The organism is Pseudomonas sp. NMS19W (assembly GCF_051554255.1).
GTDB classification, from domain to species: domain Bacteria; phylum Pseudomonadota; class Gammaproteobacteria; order Pseudomonadales; family Pseudomonadaceae; genus Aquipseudomonas; species Aquipseudomonas kribbensis.
The window spans coordinates 2,929,050-2,953,906 of sequence record NZ_CP136718.1 but is presented as its reverse complement, the minus strand read 5'-3'; the positions used below and the strand labels follow the sequence as shown (position 1 = coordinate 2,953,906).

The window sequence follows — 24,857 nt, the reverse complement described above, 5'->3', positions numbered from 1 at the left end:
AATAACTTGAATTATTCCTTACATAGCCAACCAGCATTTCAAACCCTATAAAAATCCTGCAAGTGCCGCCCTGCTTATCTGGACAGAGCGGCATCTATTAAAACTTATGCAGGATGCACTTATGATCACTAACAACTGGATGGGCTCGACACCCGCCATTGACTCACTGTCGATTTCTGAACTGACTCTGCCGGGCACTCATAACGCCGGCAGTGACTGGCGCGCTTCCTATCCGCTTTTCGGCCCTCCGCGCCACTGGCTCGCATGCCAGCACGACTCCTTTCATGCCCAGTTGAATCATGGCTCCAGGGCGCTTGATATTCGCCTGACCTATGATCAAAAAGGCGAAGGTTCGAGACAATTTGTCATCCACCATAACGGCCATCGAAACTCTCGAACCCTGGAAAATCTGATCACCGACGTCAATAAGTTCCTCGACAGCAACCCGGATGAATTCATTATTCTGGACTTTCACAGTCTTGACGGGAGCGACTTCAATTACGACTACTTCAATAAAATAGTGATCCACTTTCTGGGCCATCGACTTGTTCCCCGCCAGCACTTGTCATTGAGCCTTCGTGAACTCAAACGCGCCAGTACGCAACAACGTGTGTTTGCTGCGGCCAGGTCACATTGGCAACTGGATCACAAACTGTTCCACGATCAGATCAGCCATCGATGGTCCGGCAATGGCATTACCAGCCCAAATGAATTGAGGCAATTTATTGGCAGCGTTCTGCAGAACCCGCCGGGTACCTGGAAGCCCTGGTCGTTATCCGCCACCAGTTACACCGCCCTTGGCGGTCCCGTCGACATTCACGACAAACTGAACGAATGGTTCGATCTGGACAAAAGTGACTGGGCGTTGAAGTGCAACATTATCAATGTCGACTTCATGGAAGAGTCGGACCTGGTGGAGTTCTGCCGGATTGCCAGTTTGATGAAGGCCGAATCCCGCTCGCTCTGAGCCGCAATGGAAACTGGCGCACCTCGCGCACAAAGAGGCATGATCGCCGGGCGATAACAAAAAAAGCGCCCCGACCATGACCCGAACCGCCCGCGTGACCGACCCCTCTTATGAATTGATGGATGACCACAACGGGTTGTCCATCATCTATCGCCAGCACGGTTTCCCCTGCCCGCTGGTGCGCTGGCATTTCCACAAGGAATACGAACTGCACCTGATCGTCGCCAGTTCGGGCAAGGTGTTCATCGGCGACTACATCGGCAACTTCTACCCCCAGACGCTGTTCCTCACCGGCCCGAATCTGCCGCACAACTGGATCAGCCAGGTGGCCGAAGACGAAGTGGTCGAGAAGCGCGACATGCTGGTCAACTTCACCGATGAACTGTTCGAAAGTGGTCATCAGGTGTTCGCCGAACTGAAGACCCTGGCGCCGCTGCTTGAGCGCGCGCAATACGGCATCGAATTCCGCTCACCGCAGACGATTCGTCAGGCCATGACCCTGATGCAACGCATCGCCGATTCAAGCGGCATCACCCGTCTCGGGCACTTTTTCATCCTGATGGAATTGTTGGCGGCCTGCGACGACTACCAACTGCTGTCCGGCGCAACCACCCCGCAACTGGCCGACGAACACAACATCGACCGCACCAACCGCGCGGTGGATTACATCTTCGCCCACTACGCCCGCGAACTGCCGCTGGAGGAAGTCGCCGAGCATCTGGGCATGAAACCCACCTATTTCAGCCGGGTGTTCAAGCAGGCCACGGGGCGCAATTTCATCGAGTTCGTCAATCGCCTGCGCATCAGCAAATCCTGCGAACTGCTGGCGGACGGTGACAAACCGGTGACCGAGGTGTGCTTCGAGTCGGGCTTCAACAACATTTCCAATTTCAATCGACGCTTTCAACAGCTCAAAGGCATGACGCCTTCCCATTACCGGCGGCTGGTGGTGCAGCGCCTGACCGAACAGAACCACGGCTGACTTCCGAAAACCTGTACGGTTTCATCAACCCTGACCTGCTGAAATCCCCTTCCCTGCGTTAATCACTCCAATCCCGAGTGCAAAAAAGTATCGATTCAAGTGCTAGGGATGATTTGTCAGCCCTGCGATTGAAGGCTGTAATCAGTGCACATTCTTCCTGCAGCCGGAAGACACAAAAACAATAACTGTCCTTCTGTCCCCCTCCGGGTGCAGAAAAGGAGTGCACGATGCAACCCACTGCAAAAGCTCTGCTTGCCCTCACCTGCATGACCCTCAGCAGCGTCAGCCTTGGCGCCCAGACCCTGACCATCGCCACCGTCAACAACAGCGACATGATCCGCATGCAAAAGCTCTCGAAAACCTTCGAGACCGAGCACCCGGACATCAAGTTGAACTGGGTCGTGCTGGAAGAAAACGTCCTGCGTCAGCGCCTGACCACCGACATCGCCACCCAGGGCGGTCAGTTCGACGTGTTGACCATCGGCATGTACGAAGCCGCACTCTGGGGCGCCAAAGGCTGGCTGGAGCCGATGAAGGATCTGCCGGCCAGCTACGCCCTCGACGATGTGTTCCCGTCGGTGCGTGAAGGCCTGTCGGTCAAGGGTTCGCTGTACGCCCTGCCGTTCTACGCCGAAAGCTCGATCACCTATTACCGCACCGACCTGTTCAAGGACGCCGGACTGACCATGCCCGAGCGTCCGACCTGGGAGCAGATCGCCGGCTTCGCCGAGAAACTCACCAACAAGGACAAGGAACAGTACGGCATCTGCCTGCGCGGCAAGGCTGGCTGGGGCGAGAACATGGCGCTGATCACCACCGTGGCCAACGCCTACGGCGCACGCTGGTTCGATGAGCAGTGGAAACCCGAATTCAGCGGCCCGGAATGGAAAAACGCGCTGAACTTCTACGTCGACACCATGAAAAAATCCGGCCCGCCGGGTGCCTCCAGCAACGGTTTCAACGAAAACCTCGCGCTGTTCAACAGCGGCAAATGCGCAATCTGGGTTGATGCCAGCGTCGCCGGCTCGTTCGTCACCGACAAGACCCAGAGCAAGGTTGCCGATCACGTCGGCTTCACTTTTGCGCCGCATCAGGTCACCGATAAAGGCTCGGCGTGGCTGTACTCGTGGGCACTGGCGATTCCGACCAGTTCCAAGGCCAAGGACGCCGCCAAGGAATTCAGTGCCTGGGCCACCTCAAAAGAGTACGGCGAACTGGTCGCCAAGACCGACGGCATCGCCAACGTACCGCCGGGCACTCGCGCCTCGACCTACAGCGAGGCTTACATGAGCGCAGCGCCGTTTGCCAAGGTCACGCTGGAATCGCTCAAAGCGGCCGACCCGAGCAAGCCGACCCTCAAGCCCGTGCCTTACATCGGCATTCAACTGGTGACCATTCCCGAGTTCCAGGGCATCGGCACCCAGGTCGGCAAGCTGTTTTCGGCGGCGCTGATTGGCCAGACCACCGTCGATCAGGCACTGACCGCCGCACAGCAAACCACCGAACGCGAGATGAAGCGCGCGGGTTATCCGAAGTAATCCTGCGAAAGCCTTTCCTGCCTCCTGTAGGAGCGAGCTTGCTCGCTCCCGCACGGTATCTCCATAGGTCTGTATGACTCGGTTGTGATCCCCATGAATACTTCAACTGCCAAAGCCCACATCGACCTGTCGCAACCCCGGCGCAAAAACCGCGTGGCCAATCCCGGCTGGTTTCTGGTCAGCCCTTCGGTGGCCCTGTTGCTGCTGTGGATGATCGTGCCGCTGGGCATGACCGTCTATTTCTCGATGATCCGCTACAACCTGCTCGACCCGGGCATCAACGAATTCGTCGGGCTGGATAACTTCACCTACTTCCTCACTGATTCCGGGTTCCTGCCCGGTGCCACCAACACCTTGCTGCTGGTGGGTAGCGTGCTGCTGATCAGCGTGGTGTTCGGCGTGTTGATCATTGCGCTGCTGGAAGCCAGTGAGTTCTTCGGTCGCGGCATCGTGCGGGTGATGCTGATTTCACCGTTCTTCATCATGCCCACGGTCGGTGCGCTGATCTGGAAGAACCTGATCTTCCACCCGGTCTCCGGGATCCTCGCTTACATCTGGAAACTGTTCGGCGCGCAACCGGTGGACTGGCTGGCCCACTACCCGCTGCTGTCGATCATCATCATTGTGTCGTGGCAATGGCTGCCCTTCGCGATCCTGATCCTGATGACCGCCATGCAGTCCCTCGATCAGGAACAGAAAGAGGCCGCCCGCCTCGACGGCGCCGGCCCCGTCGCGATCTTCTGGCACCTGACTCTGCCGCATCTGGCGCGACCGATTGCGGTGGTCGTCATGATCGAGACGATCTTCCTGCTGTCGGTGTTCGCCGAAATCTTCACCACCACCAACGGCGGCCCCGGCTATGCGTCGACCAACCTCGCTTACCTGATCTACAACCAGGCGCTGGTGCAGTTCGACGTCGGCATGGCCTCGGCCGGCGGTCTGATCGCCGTGGTCATCGCCAACATCGCCGCGATCATTCTGGTGCGGATGATCGGCAAAAACCTGACTGACAAAGCCTGAGGCCCGCCATGACTCTTCAACAATCCCGCCGGCTGCAAAGCCTGCTGCTCGGCACGCTGGCCTGGGCCATCGCGATCATCATTTTCTTCCCGATCTTCTGGATGGTGCTGACCAGCTTCAAGACCGAAATCGACGCCTTCGCCACGCCGCCGCAGCTGTTCTTCACGCCGACGCTGGAGAACTACCTGCACATCAACGAGCGCAGCGACTACTTCAGTTTCGCCTGGAACTCGGTAGTGATTTCCTTCAGCGCCACCGCCCTGTGCCTGCTGATCGCGGTGCCGGCGGCCTACTCGATGGCGTTCTACGAAACCCAGCGCACCAAAGGCACGCTGCTGTGGATGCTCTCCACCAAGATGCTGCCGCCAGTGGGCGTGCTGATGCCGATTTACCTGCTGGCCAAGAGTTTCGGCCTGCTCGATACGCGCATCGCGCTGATCGTGATCTACACGCTGATCAACCTGCCGATCGTGGTCTGGATGGTTTACACCTACTTCAAGGACATCCCCAAAGACATCCTCGAAGCCGCCCGCCTCGACGGCGCCACGCTGATGCAGGAAATGCTCCGGGTATTGCTGCCAATCGCCAAGGGCGGACTGGCCTCGACGGTGCTGCTGTCGCTGATCCTCTGCTGGAACGAGGCGTTCTGGTCGCTGAACCTGACCTCGTCCAAAGCCGCGCCACTGACCGCGCTGATCGCCTCCTACTCAAGCCCCGAAGGCTTGTTCTGGGCCAAGTTGTCGGCCGTCTCGACCCTGGCCTGCGCGCCAATCCTGATCTTCGGCTGGATCAGCCAGAAACAACTGGTGCGCGGCCTGTCGTTCGGCGCCGTCAAATAAGAATTCGCAAAAGGAGCGCCACCATGGCCAACCTGAAAATCAAGAATCTGCAAAAAGGCTTCGAAGGTTTTTCCATCATCAAGGGCATCGACCTTGAGGTGAACGACAAGGAATTCGTGGTGTTCGTCGGCCCGTCGGGCTGCGGCAAATCCACCCTGCTGCGACTGATCGCCGGCCTTGAAGAAGTCAGCGGCGGCACCATCGAGCTGGACGGACGCGACATCACCGAAGTCAGCCCGGCCAAGCGAGACCTGGCGATGGTGTTCCAGACCTATGCGTTGTATCCGCACATGACCGTGAAGAAAAACATGTCGTTCGCCCTCGATCTGGCCGGAGTACCGAAAGCCGAAGTCGAGAAGAAAGTCGGCGAAGCGGCGCGCATTCTTGAACTGGGGCCGATGCTGGAACGCAAGCCGAAGCAACTGTCCGGCGGCCAGCGTCAGCGCGTGGCCATCGGCCGGGCGATCGTGCGCAACCCGAAAATCTTCCTGTTCGACGAACCGCTGTCCAACCTCGACGCCGCCCTGCGGGTACAGATGCGCCTGGAGCTGCTGCGCCTGCACAAAGACCTGAAAGCGACCATGATTTATGTGACCCACGATCAGGTCGAAGCCATGACCATGGCCGACAAGGTGGTGGTGCTCAATGGCGGCAAAATCGAGCAGGTCGGCTCGCCGCTGGAGCTGTATCACAACCCCGCCAACCTGTTCGTCGCCGGGTTCCTCGGCACACCTAAAATGGGCTTCCTCAAGGGCAAGATCGCCCGAATTGATGGTGGGAGCTGCGAAGTCTCGCTGGACGCCGGCACCCGCATCACCCTGCCGTTCAATGCGGCGAACCTCAGCGTCGGCAGCGCCGTGACCCTGGGCATTCGTCCGGAACATCTGGAACTGGCGCAACCGGGCGACTGCACCCTGCAAGTCACCGCCGACGTCAGCGAACGACTGGGCAGCGACACCTTCTGCCACGTCAAGACCAACGCCGGCGAAGCCCTGACCATGCGCGTGCGCGGTGATCTGGCGAGCCGTTACGGCGAACAACTGAACCTGCACCTGGACGCCGCCCACTGCCATCTGTTCGATGCCGACGGCGTGGCGCTGACCCGCCCGTTGCGCGCCGCCGCCTGATTTCGAGACTGACCCGATGAAACTGAACCAGCAAAACCTCAACCGCCTGGCCGCCGAAGTCAAACTGCCGGCCTACAGCCTCAGCGACACCCGCCAGGGCATCGCCCACATCGGCGTCGGCGGCTTCCATCGCGCCCATCAGGCGTATTACACCGACGCGCTGATGAACACCGGCGAAGCGCTGGACTGGGCGATTTGCGGTGTCGGCCTGCGCGCCGAGGACCTCCGCGCCCGGGACGATCTCAAGGAGCAGGACTATCTGTTCACCCTGTTCGAACTCGGCGACAGCGATGACACCGAAGTCCGCGTCATCGGCGCCATCCGCGACATGCTGCTGGCCAGCGACAGCGCCCAGGTGCTGATCGACAAACTCGCCGATCCGCAGATCCGTATCGTCTCGCTGACCATCACCGAGGGCGGCTATTGCATCGATGACAGCAACGGCGAGTTCATGGCGCACCTGCCGCAGATCCAGCACGACCTGACCTACCCGCAGCAGCCACAAACCGTGTTCGGCTTCCTTTGTGCAGCGCTGGCCAGGCGACGCAAAGCGGGCATTCCGGCGTTCACCGTGATGTCCTGCGATAACCTGCCACACAACGGCGCGGTCACCCGCAAGGCATTGCTGGCGTTCACCGCGCTGCTGGATCCCGACCTGCGCGACTGGATCGACGCCAACGTCAGCTTCCCCAACGCCATGGTCGACCGCATCACGCCGATGACCAGCACCGCGCATCGCCTGCAACTGGCGGACAAACACGCCGTCGACGACGCCTGGCCGGTGGTGTGCGAACCGTTTGTGCAGTGGGTGCTGGAAGACAAATTCGTCAACGGCCGCCCGGCCTGGGAAAAGGTCGGCGTGCAGTTCACCAACGACGTTTCGCCCTACGAAGAGATGAAGATCAAACTGCTCAACGGCAGCCATCTGGCCCTGACGTATCTGGGCTTTTTGAAGGGATATCGTTTCGTCCACGAAACCATGAACGACTCGCTGTTCGTGCGCTACATGCGCGCCTACATGGACCTGGACGTGACCCCGCAACTGGCGCCGGTGCCGGGCATCGACCTGACGGAGTACAAGAACACGCTGGTGGCGCGGTTTTCCAATCAGGCGATTGCCGATCAGCTGGAGCGGGTTTGCTCCGATGGGTCGTCGAAGTTTCCCAAGTTCACCATTCCGACGATCAATCGGTTGATTGCCGATGGGCAAGAGACCAAACGGGCGGCGTTGGTCGTTGCAGCTTGGGCGCTTTATCTGAAAGGTGTGGACGAGAATGGAGACACTTACTCGATTCCGGATCCTCGGGCGGCGTTTTGTCAGGCGTTGGTGGCGGAGGATGCCTTGATCACTGAGCGGTTGTTGGGGGTCGAGGAGATTTTCGGTGTGGCGATACCGCGTTCGGCGGAGTTTTTGGCGGCGTTTGAGTGGTGCCTGAACAGCTTGCGTGAGGAAGGTGTAACGCGGACGCTGGAAAGCATTCTGTCCTGACGGGTGAGCACTCATGACAACCCGACAACTCTTCCTCGGCATCGACTGCGGCACCCAAGGCACCAAAGCCATCATCCTCGACGCCACCAGCGGTCAGGTGTTGGGCCAGGGCGCCGCCGCCCACACGATGATCAGCGGTGCCAACGGCCGTCGCGAGCAAGACACCGCGCAATGGCTGGAGGCCTTCGCCCTCGCCACCCGGCGTGCGTTGCTGGCGGCAAATGTCGACGGCCAGTCGATCCTCGGCATCGGCGTTTCCGGCCAGCAACACGGTCTGGTGCTGCTCGACGATCAAGGCCAGGTCCTGCGCCCGGCCAAGCTCTGGTGCGACACCGAAACCACCGCAGAAAACGACCGCCTGCTGACTTACCTGGGCGGCGAAAAAGGTTCGCTGGAACGCCTCGGTGTGGTGATTGCGCCGGGCTACACCGTGTCCAAACTGTTGTGGACCAAGGAGCAACACCCCGCCGTATTCTCACGGATCGCCAAAATCCTGCTGCCCCACGACTACCTGAACTTCTGGCTTACCGGCCGAAGCTGCAGCGAATACGGCGACGCGTCCGGCACCGGTTACTTCAACGTGCGCACCCGCCAATGGGATCTGCAACTGCTGCGCGACATCGATGCCAGCGGCCGCCTGCAAGCGGCGCTGCCGGATCTGATCGACGCTCATCAAGTGGTGGGCACGATCCTGCCGGCGATTGCCGAACATCTGGGCATCAACCCTAACGCGCTGGTGTCGAGCGGTGGCGGCGACAACATGATGGGCGCCATCGGCACCGGCAATATTCAGCCGGGGGCGATCACCATGAGCCTCGGTTCTTCCGGCACGGTGTACGCCTACGCCGAAGCGCCGAAGGTCAGCCCGAATGCTTCCGTCGCAACCTTCTGCTCGTCCAGCGGCGGCTGGCTGCCATTGATCTGCACCATGAACATGACCAACGCCACCGGCGCGATTCGCGAATTGTTCGACCTCGATCTCGACGCTTTCAACGTCTTGGTGGCCCAGGCCCCGATCGGCGCCGAAGGCGTGAGCATGCTGCCGTTCCTCAACGGCGAACGCGTGCCTCCCTGCCCCACGCCACCGGCAGCCTGCATGGCCTGACGACCGATAACCTGACGCAAGCCAATCTGTGCCGAGCCGCCGTCGAGGGGACCACCTTCGGCCTGCGTTTCGGACTGGATCTGTTGCGCCAGAATGGTTTACAAAGCCGCAGCATTTGCCTGATCGGCGGCGGCTCGAAAAGTGCGGTATGGCGGCAGATCGTCGCCGACATCATGAACACCCCGGTGATCTGCACCGAGCAAAGCGAAGCCGCCGCCCTGGGTGCCGCAATTCAGGCCGCGTGGTGCAAGTCATGGTCAAACGGTCACGAAGACACTCTGGCCGACCTGTGCGAACGTTGCGTGAAGCTCGACCTGAACAGTGAAACCCTGCCGGTTGCCGCGAATGTCGCGGCCTTCCAGCAGGCCTATGAACGCTATCGACTGCATGTCGCAACCTTATAAAGAGCAAACAACTATGTACCTGGTGTGTGGCGAAGCGCTGTTCGATTTTTTCAGCGAAGACGAAGCCGGCGGGCAGGCGTCGAAAGTCAATTTCAAGGCGATTGCCGGCGGCTCGCCATTCAACGTGGCGGTGGGTTTGCGTCGCTTGGGCATAGACTCGGCACTGTTCGCCGGGCTGTCCACCGATTACCTCGGCCGGCGCTTGCAGCAGGTGCTGCAGGACGAAGGCGTACGCCCGGATTATCTGGTGGATTTCGCTGCACCGACCACGCTGGCCATGGTTGCGGTGGGCGCCAATGGCTCGCCGCATTACAGCTTCCGGGGCGAAGGCTGCGCTGACCGACAGTTGAGCCTGGCGCATCTGCCGACACTGGGCCCGGAAGTGCGCGGCTTGCACTTCGGTTCTTTCTCGCTGGTGGTGCAACCGGTGGCCGATACCCTGCTTGCGCTGATTCAGCGTGAAAGCGGCAAACGCCTGATCAGCCTCGACCCGAACGTGCGCCTCAATCCCGAACCGAACATCGACCTGTGGCGTGAGCGGATCGCCACGCTGGTGGAGCTGGCGGATCTGATCAAGGTCAGCGACGAGGACTTGAGCCTGCTGTATCCCGAGCAGGATCCGCAGCGCGTCATCGAAGGCTGGTTGCAGCATCGTTGCCAGGTGGTGTTCCTGACCCGAGGCGGCGAAGGCGCGACCGTGTTCAGTCGCGCTCACGGTTCATGGTCGGTGCCGGCCTCTGCAGTGAAGATCGCCGATACCGTCGGCGCCGGCGATACCTTCCAGGCCGCATTGATCACCTGGCTGACCGAACATGAACTGGATTCGGTGGAGGGTGTGCAGCATCTGCAACGCGAGCAGATCGACGCCATGCTCAGGTTTGCCGTACAGGCGGCCGCCCTGACGTGCAGCAAGACAGGTCCGGATTTGCCTTATCGCCACCGGTTGACCTGACCGCGTAGACTGGCGCCCTTTTTTGCACGACGGGATGACGGCTTTTGAATTCGGGGCGCACGGTTGGACTGTTGGTATTGGCGGCATTGTTGAGCGGTTGCGGAACATCGCCGCCGCGCTCGCCGGAAAACCTCTGCGAGATTTTCCGCGAGAAAAGTGATTGGTACGACGCCGCGCAAGTCACGCAAAAGCGTTGGGGCGTGCCGATCCAGGTGCCGTTCGCGATCATGTATCAGGAGTCCGGCTACCGCTACGACGCCAAGACGCCGCGCAAATACCTGTTGTGGGTGATCCCGTGGGGACGCGTCACGACCGCAGCGGGTTACGCGCAGGCCAAGGATGAAGTCTGGGCCGACTACCAGAAAAGCACCGGCCGCCACGGCGCCGACCGTGAAGATTTCGATGACGCCATCGACTTTGTCGGCTGGTACATGGACAAGACCACGTCGATCAACGGCGTGTACAAGTACGACGCCTACAACCAGTACCTCAACTACCACGAGGGCTGGGGCGGTTTTCGCCAGAAGACCTATGCCAGCAAGGCGTGGCTGCCACCAGTGGCGCGCAAGGTGCAGAACCGTTCGGACATGTACGGCCAGCAATATGCGGCGTGCAAGGATGATTTGAATCGCGGGTTCTGGAGCCGGTTCTGGCATTGGCTCTGATCACAGGCGAAAAAAAACCATCACGAGTTGACTCGCGATGGTTTTTTTCGGTCGATGATCGGAACGGACTTACAACACCGAAAAGTTGTAACTCACGATCAACCGGGTCTCATCCACGTCCCGGGCGAACTTCTCGTAGTTCGTCCGATACGTCGCATTACGCAGACGCAGGCTGACGTCCTTGAACGTGCCGCTCTGGATCACGTACTTCAGCTCGCTGTCGCGTTCCCACTCTTTGCCTTCCTGATCGCTGCCCGGCACTTTGATGTGATCGCCGTTCACGTAACGGGTCAGGAAGCTCAGGCCGTTGATGCCGATCGCCTTGAAATCATAGTCGTAACGCAGCTGCCAGGAACGTTCCTGCGCAGCGGCGAAGTCGTTGACCTGCACGTAGTTCACCAGGTACGGGTTGCTGCCATCGAGGTACGGCATCGAATTGTCGCCGTTCATACGCTGCCAGCCGGCGCTGAAGGTGTGCCCGCTGATGCCGTAGGACAGCATGCCGCTCAAGGCGCGGTTGTCGATGGAACCGGCTTTCGCATCGCCGCTGTCGGCGCTTTTCAGCAAACGCAGATCCGCCTTCAGTACACCATCACCCAGCGGCTGATTGGCCAACAGACCCACGAAGTGCTGGCGATAGATATCTTCCAGTTCGGCGTAGTGATACTGCGCGGTCAGGCGGTCGTTGATCTTGTAGTCGAAGCCGTACATGTCGAAATGATCGGCGGTGGTGTTGCACGCATAGCGCTTGTTCTTGCAGTGCACGCGGATGTCCTGGGAATCGGTCGAGTCCCGGGCGGTGTACTTGTCCAGGCGTGCGGCCATGAAGGTCAGGTCCTTCACTTCCTTGGACGTCAGCATCGCGCCGTTGAACATGGTCGGCAGCAGACGGCCGTCGTTGTACTTGAGCAGCGGCAGATCCGGCAGCAGCGCGCCGTATTTCAGCACGGTGTCCGAGACTTTCACTTTGGCGGTCAGGCCCATTTTCGCGTACTGGCCTTTCGAGCCGCGCGGATTCTCGCCGCTGGACGGCAGCAAGCCGCTGTTGCTGCGGTCGGGGCTGGAATCAAGCTGGAAGCCCGCCATGCCCAGCGCATCGATGCCGAAACCGACGGTGCCTTCGGTGTAGCCCGATTGCAGATTGAGAATGAAACCTTGAGCCGACTCTTCACGCTTGACGCGCCCTGATCGCTGGAGGTGTGCCCATCACGGAAATCGCGGTTGAAGTACACCGTGCGCGATTCGATCTTCGCCGTGGTGTCTTCGAAGAAACCGCCGGCCTGAGCGTGTGCGGTAAAACCGGCGCACAGCAACAGGGCTCCGAAGCCAAGCGACTGGCGCGGGGTGATGAGGGGAAATGGGGGACGCATTGAAAACTCCAACAGAACAACGATTGCGCGGGGGCGCAAACAACCAGAAATAGCTCCCGTCCCGGCACAGTGAAGAGCCTGGAGGAAGTGAACACGCGGGGGTGAGCGCCCATGATGGCAGATGGCTTTGACGTGCTACAGGCGACTTTAGTCTGAAACTGACTGATTGTTCCGACCCGCGTGCGGTCTCCAGGATTTTTCGATTTTGCGCTTTTGGCGAATCCCGCTACATTTGCATCCTGCTTATTCACGGATGGAATTCAAAGCATGCTGGACGCTAATGCCATTCACATCAGCTTCTCCATTGAAGGCGCTTCCGCCGATCTGCAAGTCCTCAGTTTCACCGGTCGCGAAGCCCTCAACGAACCGTTCCGTTTCGACATTGAACTGGTCAGCGCCCGTCCCGACCTCAATCTTGAAGAACTCCTGCACAAGCCCGGCTGCCTGACCTTCGGCGCCACCGGCGAAGGCAAGATTCATGGCCTGGTGTATCGCATCGAGCAAGGCGATTCCGGCAAGACCCTGACCCGTTACAGCCTCAGCCTGGTACCACAACTGGCCTACCTGCGGCACAACCATGACCAGCAGATCTTCCAGAACCTCAGCGTGCCGAAAATCATCGCCAGTGTTCTGGAAGAGCGCGGCATCCTGGCCGACGCTTACAGCTTCCAGCTCGGCGCCGAGTACCCGGAGCGTGAGTACTGCGTGCAGTACGATGAATCCGACCTGCATTTCATCCAGCGCCTGTGCGAAGAGGAAGGCATTCACTTCCACTTCCAGCACAGCAGCAGCGGCCACAAACTGGTGTTCGGCGACGACCAGACCGTTTTCCGCAAACTGAAACCGGTCAACTACCAGCAAGACTCCGGCATGACCGCCGACAAACCGGTGATCAAGCGTTTCAACCTGCGCCTGGAGACCCGCACCAGCCGCGTCAGCCGCCGCGACTACGATTTCGAGAAACCGAAGATCCTGCCTGAAGGTGCGGTCAAATCCGCGTTCATGCCGGATCTGGAAGACTACGACTACCCCGGCCGTTTCACGACGCGCGAGCGCGGCAAATTCCTTTCGACCCGGGCACTGGAGCGTCATCGCAGCGACTACAAACTCGCTGAAGGCAAAGGCGACGAACCGACCCTGACCAGCGGCCATTTCCTCACGCTGGCCGAACACCCCCGCGCCGAATGGAACGACCTGTGGCTGCTGCTGGAGATCTTCCACGAAGGCAAGCAACCGCAAGTGCTGGGCGAGAACGTCACCAGCGACGTCACCGACAGCAAGAGCGATTTCCACCAGGGCTACCGCAACAGCTTCGTGGCCACCCCGTGGGACGCCCACTACCGCCCTGCCCTCGAACACCCGAAACCGAAAGTCCTCGGCAGCCAGACCGCCATCGTCACCGGCCCCGGCGGCGAAGAAATCCACTGCGACCAGTACGGCCGCGTGAAGGTGCAATTCCACTGGGACCGCGACGGCCAGGCTGACGACAAAACCACTTGCTGGCTGCGCGTCGCCAGTGGCTGGGCCGGCGCGGCCTACGGCGGCATCGCCATCCCGCGCATCGGCATGGAAGTGCTGGTGACCTTCCTTGAAGGCGACCCCGACCAGCCGCTGGTCACCGGTTGCCTGTACCACAAGGAAAACGTCGTCCCCTACGACCTGCCGGCGAACAAGACCCGCAGCACTTTCAAGACCCTGAGTTCCCCGGGCGGCAAGGGCTACAACGAGTTCCGCATCGAAGACAAGAAAGGCGCGGAACAGATCTACCTCCACGCCCAGCGCGACTGGGACGAAAACATCGAGCACGACCAGAAGATTCGCGTTGGCAATGAGCGGCATGACACCGTTGAAGCCAATACCCTGAGCGAATTCAAGGTCGAAGAACATCGCATCACTCATCTGGATCGTGTCAGCGAAATGCGGGCGAACGATCACCTGACAGTAGGCGTGACCCAGCATGTGAAGGTCGGCACCGGGCAGTTTGTCGAGGCAGGCACGGAGATTCATTACCACGCTGGCGAAAAAGTCGTGATCGAAGGCGGAATGGAACTGACGGCCAAGGCCGGGGGGAGTTTCGTCAAGGTGGATGCAGGGGGTGTGACCATCAGTGGTGCGGAGGTGAAGGCCAATACCGGGGTGCGCCGGGGGTGGGTTCCGGGATTGCGATCTTGCCCCCCTCATTCCAGCACTGGCGGCAGATGCAAAAGGCAACCTCCTTAGTGCACCCCCAATAGGAAAATTCAGTGCGGCACCGGAGGTAACACCGACCAAGACTACGCCCGCTGCCGCGGAAGAGACGCTTGAAGAAGAAGAGGAAGAAGTTGAAATCGAAGACATCACCCTGCGACTCGGTATGTTTTTCGATGGGACAGGAAACAACCGTAGTAACAGCGAACGTGTCTATGGTTGCTTTGCACCAGACGTAAACCTGCAAGACATGGCTGAAGAAATTCGTAAGTACTGCGCCTCTTACGGTTATGACGGTAAGGGTAGTTCGCCGGACAACAGTTATGGCAACGACGTCAGTAATGTGGCCAGACTGTATGATCTTTATATCGATCAGTCTGGCGAAGAAATTCCGGCAGATGCGGAAATGGCGAGCATGTCAATCTACGTCGACGGAATCGGGACTAGCAGCACCGCTGAGGACTCTGTTTATTCACAAGGCACTGGACTTGGTGCCCAAGGGGTCAGGACACGAGTTGAAGAAACACCCCAACAAATTCTAAAAGCGATCCGAGCCTTCCAAAGTAGTAATCCAGATAAACGCATCAAGGAAATTCAATTCGATATTTTCGGTTTCAGTCGGGGTGCCGCTGCTGCAAGGGACTTTGCCAACGAGGTCATGAAAGGGCAAGAGAGTCTTCTTGCCAAGGCGCTGCCCGCTGGTTCGCCAGTGCTGACTGATACGTTCAAATGGCAAACCAAGACAGATGTCTCAATCAATTTCATCGGCATCTATGACACTGTAGCGGCCATTGCGAATCCATTGCTTGGGGACTTCACTGGCCACAACGCCAGAAACCCGGGCATCAATATTTTCCTGCCGCCTGGAATCGCCAAGAAAATTGTTCACCTGGTCGCGAGAAATGAGCGGCGTTACAACTTCTCTTTGAATAGCGCAGGGTCAGCGGATATCGTCATGCCAGGCGTGCATTCTGATCTGGGAGGCGGATATCTTCCCAAGGCAGTGGAGCGCGTACTGGTCAGTAAACCACGCCGGAGCGATGTTGACCGTACAACACCGATTTCCGAGGCTAACAGCTACAAACTCGCACAACAGGACTTACGGCGTTTGCAGGATCAAATGGCCCAATACAACCTTCCTCTGGAGCTGCGCACCTGGGAAGTCCCCTTCACCAGCAGAGATAGAGATGATCGCACACCAAAAAACACGTTTATGCGGCGGTGAGCAGTCAGCGTGAGGTTCGCAGCGATCTGTCCTTGATCTATTTGCGAATCATGAGGCAGCTCGCCGTTGATAACGATGTGCCTTTTGATGAGATTGACGAAGGGGAACCAAGACTTGCGCTACCGAGCGAGTTACTCCCAATCTCTGAAAAACTGATGAACTATGCATCAGGCAAAAGCCCAACGGCAGGATTGACCGTTCAGGAAGAAGAGCTTCTTTTTCAACGCTATGTTCACTTGTCCGATAACTGGAACGCTGCTAAAGGAATGAACAATAGCGATTTGGAGGTTTTATTCATTAATCGTCCTACGGACAACTATTTGAGAACTGTTCATCCTAATGAATAACCACTGCTTAAAATCGATCTTTGCAGCATTTTTCCTGACAATTTGCAACGCCGCACACAGCGCATCACTACCTTATGACGCTTGGCGTCTGGGTTTTTCGGCCCCCAGCTACATGGAGGTCTGGATCGAGACGGCGGATGTTGTAGACATCAAAGGCCAGGTTTATAGACGCGCAATGAGTGGTACCGCAGCAATTCAGACTCCACCTCATAACACAGGAAATCCAAAGGGTTGGCCGGTAAAACCCGGCTGGGGCAAGGGGAAATACGTCACGGGCGCAGACCTCCCCAAAAAAATCTACGTCCGATGGCAGTCCTTGGTTGAACCTCAAACCTATCAGATGGGCATAGACATCCCTGAGTCGGCCAGAGAAGTCATGCGAAAAGAGGAGAAAGCCTACTGCGCTGCCGATGGAAAATGGATTACAGGTTATCGAGAAGCTTTGGTCATCGGACTTGCTCCCGGTGGTGTTGCCAAACTCTGGGCCCTCGGCCCATGCCTGACACCTGTTGAAATCACTCGCGTTCAAGCTGAAATTGATCCGCGTGGTCCTTACGAAGGAGAGTCCGGAGGAAAACATCGCCCACTTTCCGCAGTGTCGAAAGCCTATGTTGAAAAATTTGGCGTGCCGTATGGCTCTTGGTAATCAGAAAATAAGAAAACCATGGCCCCCTCTCATCCTTGCACTTGCGTGTCTTCCCGCTTTCGCTGAAACGAAGAAAACGCTATTGGAATGCCCGCTGTCGGACGGAACCACCGTTTCACTGTTGTCCACTTCAAGTGAGGACGGACAGCGACTCTTCGTCAAAAACAACAATCAGACCGAAACGGCTTTCACCGATATGCCCGATTCAGACTTTGTTGGTGAAGTCGCCATGGCCAAATGCACGGGTTCCGGGCTGATCTACGCCATGAACTATGGCTCTCCGTATTTGAAAGGTGCCTTTATTCGCAGGCATCCGGGCAGCAAAGTCCTGGAGCGAATCGATTTTGCCGAAAAGGCCCTTCCGGTCTTTCTTTACCTGAGTGCTCGACAAATGCGCCTGGTCATCCCCAACGAAGGTTATGAGATCCCTGAAAAATTCATCGTCTACGACTACATCAGCCCAAAAGGCCAGCCGGAAGAACCCGAAGGGATGAACGCGATGCCCGACAAAAAGGGCTTTGAAGTCATCGAGCTGAAATGACCGGACAGTCGCAAAAGCCTCGTATCCATTGGCGAAACCGCCCGTTCTAGGGGAAAACCCTACGCCCCTGACGGGCATTTGCGGGTTGTACGAGCCCGGCTAATCCTGCACCATCCGTCCCTTGCTTATTCAATGGACGGAAATCAAGGCATGCTGGACGCCAATGCTACCCACATTACCCTCACGCTCGAAGGCGCTTCGGCCGATCTGCAAGTCCTCAGCTTCACCGGTCGCGAAGCCCTCAACGAACCGTTCCGTTTCGACCTCGAACTGGTCAGCGCCCGTCCCGACCTCAACCTCGAAGAACTCCTGCACAAGCCCGGCTGCCTGACTTTCGGCGCCACCGGCGAAGGCAAGATTCATGGCCTGGTGTATCGCATCGAGCAAGGCGATTCCGGCAAGACCCTGACTCGCTACAGCCTCAGCCTGGTGCCACAACTGGCCTACCTGCGACACAACCATGACCAGCAGATTTTCCAGCAACTGACCGTGCCGAAGATCATCGCCCAAGTACTGGAAGATCGCGGCATTCTGGCCGACGCCTACAGCTTCCAGCTCGGCGCCGAGTACCCGGAGCGCGACTACTGCGTGCAGTACGACGAATCCGACCTGCATTTCATCCAGCGTCTGTGCGAAGAGGAAGGCATTCACTTCCACTTCCAGCACAGCAGCAGCGGCCACAAACTGGTGTTCGGCGACGACCAGACCGTTTTCCGCAAACTGAAACCGGTGAACTACCAGCAAGACTCCGGCATGACCGCCGACAAACCGGTGATCAAGCGCTTCAACCTGCGCCTGGAAACCCGCACCAGCCGCGTCAGCCGTCGTGACTACGACTTCGAGAAACCGAAGATCCTGCCCGAAGGCGCCGTCAAATCCGATTTCATGCCGGACCTCGAGGACTACGACTACCCCGGCCGCTTCACGACCCGTGAGCGCGGCAAATTCCTTTCGACCCGGGCGCTGGAACGCCATCGCAGCGACTACAAACTCGCTGAAGGCAAAAGTGACGAACCGACCCTGACCAGCGGACATTTCCTGACCCTGGCCGAACACCCCCGCGCCGAATGGAACGACCTGTGGCTGCTGCTGGAGATCTTCCACGAAGGCAAGCAACCACAAGTGCTGGGCGAAAACGTCACCAGCGACGTCACCGACAGCAAGAGCGATTTCCACCAGGGCTACCGCAACAGCTTCGTCGCCACCCCGTGGGACGCCCCCTACCGCCCAGCCCTCGAACACCCGAAACCGAAAGTCCTCGGCAGCCAGACCGCCATCGTCACCGGCCCCGGCGGCGAAGAAATCCACTGCGACCAATACGGCCGCGTGAAGGTGCAATTCCATTGGGACCGCGACGGCCAGGCCGACGACAAAACCACCTGCTGGCTGCGCGTCGCCAGTGGCTGGGCCGGCGCAGCCTACGGCGGCATCGCCATCCCGCGCATCGGCATGGAAGTGCTGGTGACCTTCCTTGAAGGTGACCCCGACCAGCCGCTGGTCACCGGTTGCCTGTACCACAAGGAAAACGTCGTCCCCTACGACCTGCCGGCGAACAAGACCCGCAGCACCTTCAAGACCCTGAGTTCACCAGGCGGCAAGGGCTACAACGAGTTCCGCATCGAAGACAAGAAAGGCGCGGAACAGATCTACCTCCACGCCCAGCGCGACTGGGACGAAAACATCGAGCACGACCAGAAGATTCGGGTTGGCAATGAACGGCATGACACCGTCGAAGCCAATACCTACAGCGAGTTCAAGGTCGAAGAGCACCGCATCACTCACTTGAACCGCATCAGTGAAATGCGCGCCAACGATCACCTGACCGTCGCAGTGACCCAGCACCTCAAGGTCGGCACGGCGCAACTGGTTGAAGCGGGAACCGAAATCCACTACTACGCCGGCCAGAAAGTCGTGATCGAAGGCGCAATGGAACTGACCGCCAAGGCCGGTGGCAGCTTCGTCAAAGCCGATGCCGGCGGCGTGACCATCAGCGGCGCCGAAGTGAAGATCAACACCGGCGGCGCACCGGGCGTGGGTACACCGGCAGCACCGTTGTTGCCGGGGCCGATGAAGGTGGTGGATGCGGATAAGGCAGGGAAAGTCCCTGTCCCGTTGCCAAAGCGACTGAATGAATCCGGCATCACACCGCTGTGCGGAAAACAGAGTAACGGCGCTTGCAGCCGTAAGGATTGCACATGCATGTAAAAGCGCTGAGTGCTTTGTTGGCGGCTCCGCGCCACACATTCGAACAGCTACCCCGAGAGAACGCCGGCTCGACACTGTGTTTCATCATTGATCGTGCCCGTCAGCCTGACACCATGAGCCGCCTCTATCGCATCGGCGAACCCATCGATTCCCAAGGCCTGTTTCTCGGCACCGATTTCGCTCAAATGACCGATGACGGCCCGCTATGGCTGATCGCTCCTTGGGGCAGTCGCCTGGCTGCCGAAGCAGCAAAACTTTGCGAAGAAAATTTCGCTGGCATTGCACTCATCACTGATGAGCCGGCCAAGGCGCTGGCCCATGCTCGCTGGCTGCTGCGTGCCAACGATGGGTCCGGCGGTCAAAGCCTTCTGAGTTACCAAAAGCCAAGCCTGTGGGCCGCATTGGCCTATACCGCGGACGAGACTTCGCATCAGTTATTCGGCCCATGGCAACACGTTTACAGCCCTGCCCCGGCTCACTTTGGCAGCAGTCGGGGCCATTGGCTGAGCTGGCGCAGCGTTTCGGAACTTGAATGGTTGGGCGACGTCTCAGCGTTCAACCTGCCGCCAGCAGCACCAAAGGTTCAGGAGTATCTGGGTTGGATCTATTGGGTTGATGAGCATTACGCCATCTACGGTGAACCGACCGACGAGGAACTGCCCAACCTCGTCGAAAACCTCAATGTACTGGTTGCCCACAATATCTATGAAGGTCGTCATTTACTGAAGTTGGGCCAGATCACCAACGGTCCTCTGCTCGAAACGCAGTCTCAGGCAATGACCATCCTGCAATCCAGGGAAGAGTCGTTCATCAAGGTTCAGCAGCTGCAGCAACTCTCCACCAGCGCTGCCTGATGACCCCGTCCGCGTAAAGAATGAATGGAAGCGAAATGGAAACTGGTATTTCGAAAGCACCCAAGGAAAATCTCAACGGTCCAACTGCAAATGCATCGACCCAAACAGCACCGGTTGAAAACAAACCAGCGCTGGAACTTGATCCGCAGCCCAAGGCGCCTGACAGTTGCTCCAACGCGTTCGACAAGGTAAAGACGCCTTGCTCGACGTCCTATGGTGAGGTGATTTACGCCACCAAGGAAAAAATGTTCTATCTATTGCCTAAACGTGCTGCCAGCTCGATCAAAGAAGCAATGAATGAACTTGAGCAACATATCAGCGTAAGCAAGTCTCCAGAAGAACGACTCAAGGGGATGAACACCGCAGGGCTGCTGGAATACTTCCTTGAGCCAAAGCTGACTAACTTCCTGCAAGGCGAGCAAAAAAGCCGAATGCTGGAAATCGAAGCTCAGGAGCCGGATATCGCGCAACCTACGATGGCTATGCGCTTGAACGCTGTCAGCCGAGAAGCCCGCAATAGTGCGGCTCTGGACAAGCAACCGGACCAGAGCGAATACGCTCGTAATCGGGAACTTGCCAATCAACAACAAGCGAGTCTGCTTGAAGCCAACTCTGACGGGCAGAAACTGCAGCGACTCTACAGCGAATGGAAGAAGCTGAAAAACATAGCTGTCGCACAAGCCAAAGTAGCAGGCTACACCTATGAAAGCGGCAACCTGTTTTCTCCGGGAGCACTCGAAGCGAGAAGCCGTGTACAGACCTATCTGAAGGCGCGTTCGGCACTCACATCCGGTGGCAAGCTGACGACTCTGAAAGAAGAAGACTTTCAAAAAAACAAAAAAGCCTATCTGGACGCTACTAACTGCGTGATTGATGGCAAAGCCCGGATGTGTGGCTATTTGAAGGAAGTCGCCAACGAGCGCAAGAAAGTCGAAAAAGACTTCGCCGCGTATATTGATTCGATCTTGAAAGTTGCTGACTACGGCTTGGCTTTGCCGGAGTTTGCCCTCATTCCTGATACTGGCGATATCAGCGCCGGCGTCGAGAAATTCAAGGCATACCTTGAGATGGAACAGCAACAGATCAAGCTCACCGAGCAGATCCGTTCGAAATATAAAGCCTGGATTGACGCGAGCGGGCAAAACGTCGCGGCTCCGACAGGTATCGTTGAAGCGGAGCAAGCAGAATGGCAGCGTATCCAGCAAGCTCGTCTGAAGCTTCGTGACGACGCCGAGGCAGCAGTGGCTGCTGCCCTGCCATTACGTCACCTGTTATGGGAGCCCGAGCAGTTTCAACCGAAACCGGAAGAGCGCTTGGTCAAGGCAGGATTTCCTTTGCGCGAAGTCGCGCTTTTCAATAGTCCCAACAGTCCAGTCAAACACCTGAGTCTGCTCAATCTTGAAGGCATCGCAAAGGTGTTGAAAAAAGACGTGAGCGAGATCGGTGCCGCAGCAAGCAAGGACTTGAAAAAAACTTCCAGGTAATAGCAACGGAAAAGCAGAGTCGGACTCGGACGACAACCCCTTCCACGAATGGCTTCGTGAACAAGGCGCTTTGGCTATCAAAGACCAACAGAGCGACTGGTTTGATGAAAAAGGCTGGTTTGATGTTGAGATGTTCCACTCTTACTTGAAGTCGAAGAACTACAAGGTCGAAACGTTTGAGGATGCGGGGGCCCGCAAAGATTGGGGGCTCCGTCTTCGTCAGTTGCTTTTTAAAGAAGAAGTCAGAAGCTCGTTGCGTCTGTTCGACAACAGCCCTCAAGCTCAACTGGTTCGCTGCCTGACCCCACCGCAGTCATCAATTCACACCGCTACCAAAGTCAGCGGCCCAAGCTTCAGCGTTGCGGATAATTTCAAAGCCTCCGCCAAAGCCGAAGCAAGTCTGGGAATCGACCTCGCTCGCGGTGAGGTTGAATTGATGAAAATGGATCTTCCGGGGAGAGATCAAGCGAAAGACATCCTGGTGCCTTACCTGGATTATGAGAAAAACCGCAAAAATCTGAACCTGGGTCGGTTCTCGATTCACTTGGGCGCTAGAGCCTGGGGGTATACGGGTGCAACCCTCCTCCTTTCTTCCAGCGTTCAGTTGGGCCGCGCGAACGTGCAAGGCGGGCTCAACCTTCCGGAAATCACCGATGCAAAACGCGCGGATACCACCAATGCAACTGCCGCAACCGCGCGAAGTGAACCTGTACTTGAGGGCGACGCTGCCAAGGTTCGGGTGGAAGATGGCGCTAAAGCCCAATTCAATCTTTTTTGCTGGGGTGCAAGCCGGGATTCTGCTGACCGGTGCCTTGAACTGGGCACCACCAAAAGACATAGCAGCCCTGCGCGCAGCGCCAACACCGGGAATGAGTAACAGCGTCAACAGCACGAAAGCCAGCCAATGGTCGAGTCTAGCGAGACTGACAGCTGGATTTACTGCTGCTTACGGCCTCGGTGCAAACGCAGACATCGGCATTTCCTTGCACGAAGGCCGCTTCATCATGCGGTTCAAGGCCTCTCTCATTGTCGGCACCGGTGCCGGCGGCGAATTCCAGTTTGAAGTCGGGTATGACGGCGTTACTGACCTGATTAACCTGCTGCGCCGTGAGATGCACAAAAATCAGGACAAATCGTTAATTTTTGTGACGGATGATGCGGCTGATTACATCGACAAGCTCAACTTCCTAGGTGCTGCCGGCATGGAAGTAGCGATGTCTTATATGCAGGGTGTTGATATGGTGATGTCGTTGTATGAGGCGTTAACGGGGGGCGGTCGAGGTGGTACCGTTGCTCATACCATCATGACATATCGAAACCAAGCAGAGTTGGAAGAGTGGTTCATAGCAGCTACGCCGGGAGCGCTGGGCCCAATGCTAATGACTCTTACCAGTGCAGCGGAAGCATTCAAAATTCCACTAAAGCTATCCGACAGCAGCCAGGCTTCCGAATATAGTCATGACCAAGCTCACCTTCTTCAGCAAAAAGCAATTGAGCGCATTCTTGGTTGGATATTAAAGCGCGCCGAAAAAGATGGAACTATTTCAAAGGCGAAAAGCCAATTTGAAGAAGCCTGTATGTGCATGAACAGGTTTGGGACAAAAGAGCAGAACCAAAACCAGAAGTACTGCGAGAACCGCCTGCACATGGATAACTTTATGTCAGAAGCAGTTATGCGACTTCAAGATCGAACAAGTGACGACACCCGAGCCCGATACAAAGCGCACGTAAAAACTCTTGGCGAGCGGCTAGACGGCTATTGCTCTCGGATTACACACTACGGAAGAACATATTTGCCAGGTGGAAAAGCAACCTATACCGGACCGGACGATAGCGTAAAATGATTAAAAATAAGCACTACAAATCAATAACCCAAGCTTTTTTTGTGTTCCTAGCCTTTGCATCTCATTCCGCGATGGCGCTTACAAGCGATCAGGCGATTGCTAAAGAAAAAGGAATTACGCTTTTTAATCAATATAAATCTGCTGAGACGGAACTTCGGATTGCTGCAGAAGCAGGTGACGCTGAAGCACAATTCTACCTAGCTGAAGAAATCCGACAAAGAAGCCAATACATTACTCCTGAGGCAAAAAAATGGTTGGAAGCGGCAAGTGCACAGGGTGATCTGTACGCCATGCTTAGGCTCGCCCGCTCGGATAATGATCTCTGTACGACGATGAAAAACTGCCCTCCCGGGCAAAAAACTTCGGCAGAGTGGATGAATATAGTTAAAGATTTGGCTACATCTAAAGCCCAAAAGGGTGACGCCGAATCTGCTTATGTCATGTATTTGGCGACTGGCCAGTTGGATTGGTTAAAAAAATCCGCAGAGTCTGGTTTTGCTCAAGGTCAATGGCTGCTTGCTATTAGATATAAGGAAGGTAATGGATCCTTTTTTGTTGCCTTGGAAACGGTCGGAAGCTGTCGAGAACTGGGCAAAGGCGTCTGCTGTAGGAGGCAATCCCAAAGGAATGATGGAGTACGCTGCCATTCTTTTCGAGAAAGGTGACATGGAAAGTTTTCGATATTGGAACGAACAGGCTGCCTCAATTGGCTTCGCCACTACGGTGTACGGGTATGGATCAGACCTGGCCCATGAGCCTGATACGTATGGTTTCCCTTATGACATCATCAAAGGGTACGCCTTGATTTATTTATTGAAAGAACTTGATGGCGGAGGCGGCATGGATGCCAACGTCAATGATAAGCTTCCTAAAATCGCTGCAAAAATGACGCAAACGCAAATAGCGGAAGCAAAAGTATTCGCACAAAAGTGGAAAGCCACACACCCGCCGCTCTCTTTTTTCCCTGATAAGTTAGGTGACTAATACGATCGCATCCCCTTAATTACTTTTAAAGACAGCGTTTGGAATCACTATACTTATTGGCGCGGAAAACCACACAAAATTT

20 protein-coding genes and 3 pseudogenes are annotated in these 24,857 nt (G+C 57.2%); 22 read left to right on the top strand and 1 reads right to left on the bottom strand.

Annotated elements, in window-relative coordinates; all coding sequences use genetic code 11:
• Window positions 1-121: 121 nt before the first annotated feature.
• The 10 genes and pseudogenes from R1A29_RS13400 to R1A29_RS13355 all read left to right on the top strand — a co-directional run bounded on the left by R1A29_RS13400 (window position 122) and on the right by R1A29_RS13355 (window position 11,088).
• Window positions 122-967 (top strand): phosphatidylinositol-specific phospholipase C domain-containing protein, encoded by an 846-nt coding sequence (locus R1A29_RS13400; protein WP_438301827.1) that lies wholly within the window; start codon window positions 122-124, stop codon window positions 965-967.
• 76 nt (window positions 968-1,043) lie between these two features.
• Window positions 1,044-1,949: an AraC family transcriptional regulator gene (locus tag R1A29_RS13395; protein ID WP_114882856.1), complete on the top strand. Its 906-nt coding sequence runs from the start codon at window positions 1,044-1,046 to the stop codon at window positions 1,947-1,949.
• A gap of 227 nt (window positions 1,950-2,176) precedes the next feature.
• Window positions 2,177-3,487: an ABC transporter substrate-binding protein gene (locus tag R1A29_RS13390; protein WP_438301826.1), complete on the top strand. Its 1,311-nt coding sequence runs from the start codon at window positions 2,177-2,179 to the stop codon at window positions 3,485-3,487.
• 93 nt (window positions 3,488-3,580) lie between these two features.
• Window positions 3,581-4,507 (top strand): carbohydrate ABC transporter permease, encoded by a 927-nt coding sequence (locus R1A29_RS13385; RefSeq protein ID WP_438301825.1) that lies wholly within the window; start codon window positions 3,581-3,583, stop codon window positions 4,505-4,507.
• 8 nt (window positions 4,508-4,515) lie between these two features.
• Complete coding sequence (locus R1A29_RS13380) at window positions 4,516-5,346, top strand: carbohydrate ABC transporter permease (protein WP_305833017.1); 831 nt, start codon at window positions 4,516-4,518, stop codon at window positions 5,344-5,346.
• Window positions 5,347-5,369: 23 nt separating this feature from the next.
• Window positions 5,370-6,473, top strand: coding sequence for an ABC transporter ATP-binding protein (locus R1A29_RS13375; protein WP_438301824.1), 1,104 nt, complete (start codon window positions 5,370-5,372; stop codon window positions 6,471-6,473).
• Between the two features lie 16 nt (window positions 6,474-6,489).
• A complete protein-coding gene (locus R1A29_RS13370) occupies window positions 6,490-7,962 on the top strand; it encodes a mannitol dehydrogenase family protein (protein ID WP_438301823.1) in 1,473 nt (490 codons plus the stop codon).
• Between the two features lie 13 nt (window positions 7,963-7,975).
• Window positions 7,976-9,471 (top strand): annotated as a pseudogene (xylB, locus tag R1A29_RS13365) (xylulokinase).
• Window positions 9,472-9,484: 13 nt separating this feature from the next.
• Complete coding sequence (locus R1A29_RS13360) at window positions 9,485-10,423, top strand: carbohydrate kinase family protein (RefSeq protein ID WP_438301822.1); 939 nt, start codon at window positions 9,485-9,487, stop codon at window positions 10,421-10,423.
• 44 nt (window positions 10,424-10,467) lie between these two features.
• A complete protein-coding gene (locus tag R1A29_RS13355) occupies window positions 10,468-11,088 on the top strand; it encodes a hypothetical protein (protein ID WP_085709768.1) in 621 nt (206 codons plus the stop codon).
• 69 nt (window positions 11,089-11,157) lie between these two features.
• On the opposite strand, the pseudogene R1A29_RS13350 reads toward R1A29_RS13355, so the two are convergent.
• Window positions 11,158-12,458: pseudogene (locus R1A29_RS13350) on the bottom strand (OprD family porin).
• Window positions 12,459-12,725: 267 nt separating this feature from the next.
• Here R1A29_RS13350 and R1A29_RS13345 point away from each other — a divergent pair.
• From R1A29_RS13345 to R1A29_RS13290, 12 genes and pseudogenes are all read left to right on the top strand, one after another.
• Window positions 12,726-14,635, top strand: a pseudogene (locus tag R1A29_RS13345) (type VI secretion system tip protein VgrG); the annotation flags it as partial.
• 260 nt (window positions 14,636-14,895) lie between these two features.
• A complete protein-coding gene (locus tag R1A29_RS13340) occupies window positions 14,896-15,870 on the top strand; it encodes a T6SS phospholipase effector Tle1-like catalytic domain-containing protein (protein ID WP_438301820.1) in 975 nt (324 codons plus the stop codon).
• Complete coding sequence (locus R1A29_RS13335; RefSeq protein WP_438301819.1) at window positions 15,867-16,217, top strand: hypothetical protein; 351 nt, start codon at window positions 15,867-15,869, stop codon at window positions 16,215-16,217. Before R1A29_RS13340 ends, R1A29_RS13335 begins: the two co-directional genes overlap by 4 nt.
• On the top strand, window positions 16,210-16,863 hold the full coding sequence (locus tag R1A29_RS13330; protein ID WP_438301818.1) for a DUF2931 family protein: 654 nt from the start codon (window positions 16,210-16,212) through the stop codon (window positions 16,861-16,863). Before R1A29_RS13335 ends, R1A29_RS13330 begins: the two co-directional genes overlap by 8 nt.
• On the top strand, window positions 16,850-17,404 hold the full coding sequence (locus R1A29_RS13325; protein WP_438301817.1) for a hypothetical protein: 555 nt from the start codon (window positions 16,850-16,852) through the stop codon (window positions 17,402-17,404). The genes R1A29_RS13330 and R1A29_RS13325 overlap by 14 nt, the downstream gene beginning before the upstream one ends.
• Before the next feature lie 150 nt (window positions 17,405-17,554).
• Window positions 17,555-19,609 carry a type VI secretion system tip protein VgrG gene (locus R1A29_RS13320; RefSeq protein WP_438301816.1) on the top strand — a complete coding sequence of 685 codons (2,055 nt, stop codon included), beginning with the start codon at window positions 17,555-17,557 and terminating at the stop codon, window positions 19,607-19,609.
• Entirely contained in the window at window positions 19,600-20,463 is an 864-nt protein-coding gene (locus tag R1A29_RS13315; RefSeq protein WP_438301815.1) for a DUF4123 domain-containing protein, read from the top strand. The genes R1A29_RS13320 and R1A29_RS13315 overlap by 10 nt, the downstream gene beginning before the upstream one ends.
• A 35-nt stretch (window positions 20,464-20,498) precedes the next feature.
• Window positions 20,499-21,947 carry a hypothetical protein gene (locus R1A29_RS13310; RefSeq protein ID WP_438301813.1) on the top strand — a complete coding sequence of 483 codons (1,449 nt, stop codon included), beginning with the start codon at window positions 20,499-20,501 and terminating at the stop codon, window positions 21,945-21,947.
• A 70-nt stretch (window positions 21,948-22,017) separates the two neighbouring features.
• Window positions 22,018-22,824, top strand: coding sequence for a hypothetical protein (locus tag R1A29_RS13305; RefSeq protein ID WP_438301812.1), 807 nt, complete (start codon window positions 22,018-22,020; stop codon window positions 22,822-22,824).
• Window positions 22,760-23,791 (top strand): hypothetical protein, encoded by a 1,032-nt coding sequence (locus R1A29_RS13300; protein WP_438301810.1) that lies wholly within the window; start codon window positions 22,760-22,762, stop codon window positions 23,789-23,791. Before R1A29_RS13305 ends, R1A29_RS13300 begins: the two co-directional genes overlap by 65 nt.
• The gene (locus R1A29_RS13295) at window positions 23,788-24,456 is read left to right on the top strand and encodes a tetratricopeptide repeat protein (RefSeq protein ID WP_438301809.1); all 669 of its coding nucleotides are present in this window, start codon (window positions 23,788-23,790) and stop codon (window positions 24,454-24,456) included. The genes R1A29_RS13300 and R1A29_RS13295 overlap by 4 nt, the downstream gene beginning before the upstream one ends.
• 1 nt (window position 24,457) lies before the next feature.
• Window positions 24,458-24,775: a hypothetical protein gene (locus R1A29_RS13290; RefSeq protein ID WP_438301807.1), complete on the top strand. Its 318-nt coding sequence runs from the start codon at window positions 24,458-24,460 to the stop codon at window positions 24,773-24,775.
• Window positions 24,776-24,857: the final 82 nt, after the last annotated feature.

Coding starts and splice junctions, on each gene's coding strand:
- R1A29_RS13400 (WP_438301827.1), top strand. CDS start 122: ATGATCACTAACAACTGGATGGGCTCGACACCCGCCATTGACTCACTG.
- R1A29_RS13395 (WP_114882856.1), top strand. CDS start 1,044: ATGACCCGAACCGCCCGCGTGACCGACCCCTCTTATGAATTGATGGAT.
- R1A29_RS13390 (WP_438301826.1), top strand. CDS start 2,177: ATGCAACCCACTGCAAAAGCTCTGCTTGCCCTCACCTGCATGACCCTC.
- R1A29_RS13385 (WP_438301825.1), top strand. CDS start 3,581: ATGAATACTTCAACTGCCAAAGCCCACATCGACCTGTCGCAACCCCGG.
- R1A29_RS13380 (WP_305833017.1), top strand. CDS start 4,516: ATGACTCTTCAACAATCCCGCCGGCTGCAAAGCCTGCTGCTCGGCACG.
- R1A29_RS13375 (WP_438301824.1), top strand. CDS start 5,370: ATGGCCAACCTGAAAATCAAGAATCTGCAAAAAGGCTTCGAAGGTTTT.
- R1A29_RS13370 (WP_438301823.1), top strand. CDS start 6,490: ATGAAACTGAACCAGCAAAACCTCAACCGCCTGGCCGCCGAAGTCAAA.
- R1A29_RS13360 (WP_438301822.1), top strand. CDS start 9,485: ATGTACCTGGTGTGTGGCGAAGCGCTGTTCGATTTTTTCAGCGAAGAC.
- R1A29_RS13340 (WP_438301820.1), top strand. CDS start 14,896: ATGGCTGAAGAAATTCGTAAGTACTGCGCCTCTTACGGTTATGACGGT.
- R1A29_RS13330 (WP_438301818.1), top strand. CDS start 16,210: ATGAATAACCACTGCTTAAAATCGATCTTTGCAGCATTTTTCCTGACA.
- R1A29_RS13325 (WP_438301817.1), top strand. CDS start 16,850: ATGGCTCTTGGTAATCAGAAAATAAGAAAACCATGGCCCCCTCTCATC.
- R1A29_RS13320 (WP_438301816.1), top strand. CDS start 17,555: ATGCTGGACGCCAATGCTACCCACATTACCCTCACGCTCGAAGGCGCT.
- R1A29_RS13315 (WP_438301815.1), top strand. CDS start 19,600: ATGCATGTAAAAGCGCTGAGTGCTTTGTTGGCGGCTCCGCGCCACACA.
- R1A29_RS13310 (WP_438301813.1), top strand. CDS start 20,499: ATGGAAACTGGTATTTCGAAAGCACCCAAGGAAAATCTCAACGGTCCA.
- R1A29_RS13295 (WP_438301809.1), top strand. CDS start 23,788: ATGATTAAAAATAAGCACTACAAATCAATAACCCAAGCTTTTTTTGTG.
- R1A29_RS13290 (WP_438301807.1), top strand. CDS start 24,458: ATGGAAAGTTTTCGATATTGGAACGAACAGGCTGCCTCAATTGGCTTC.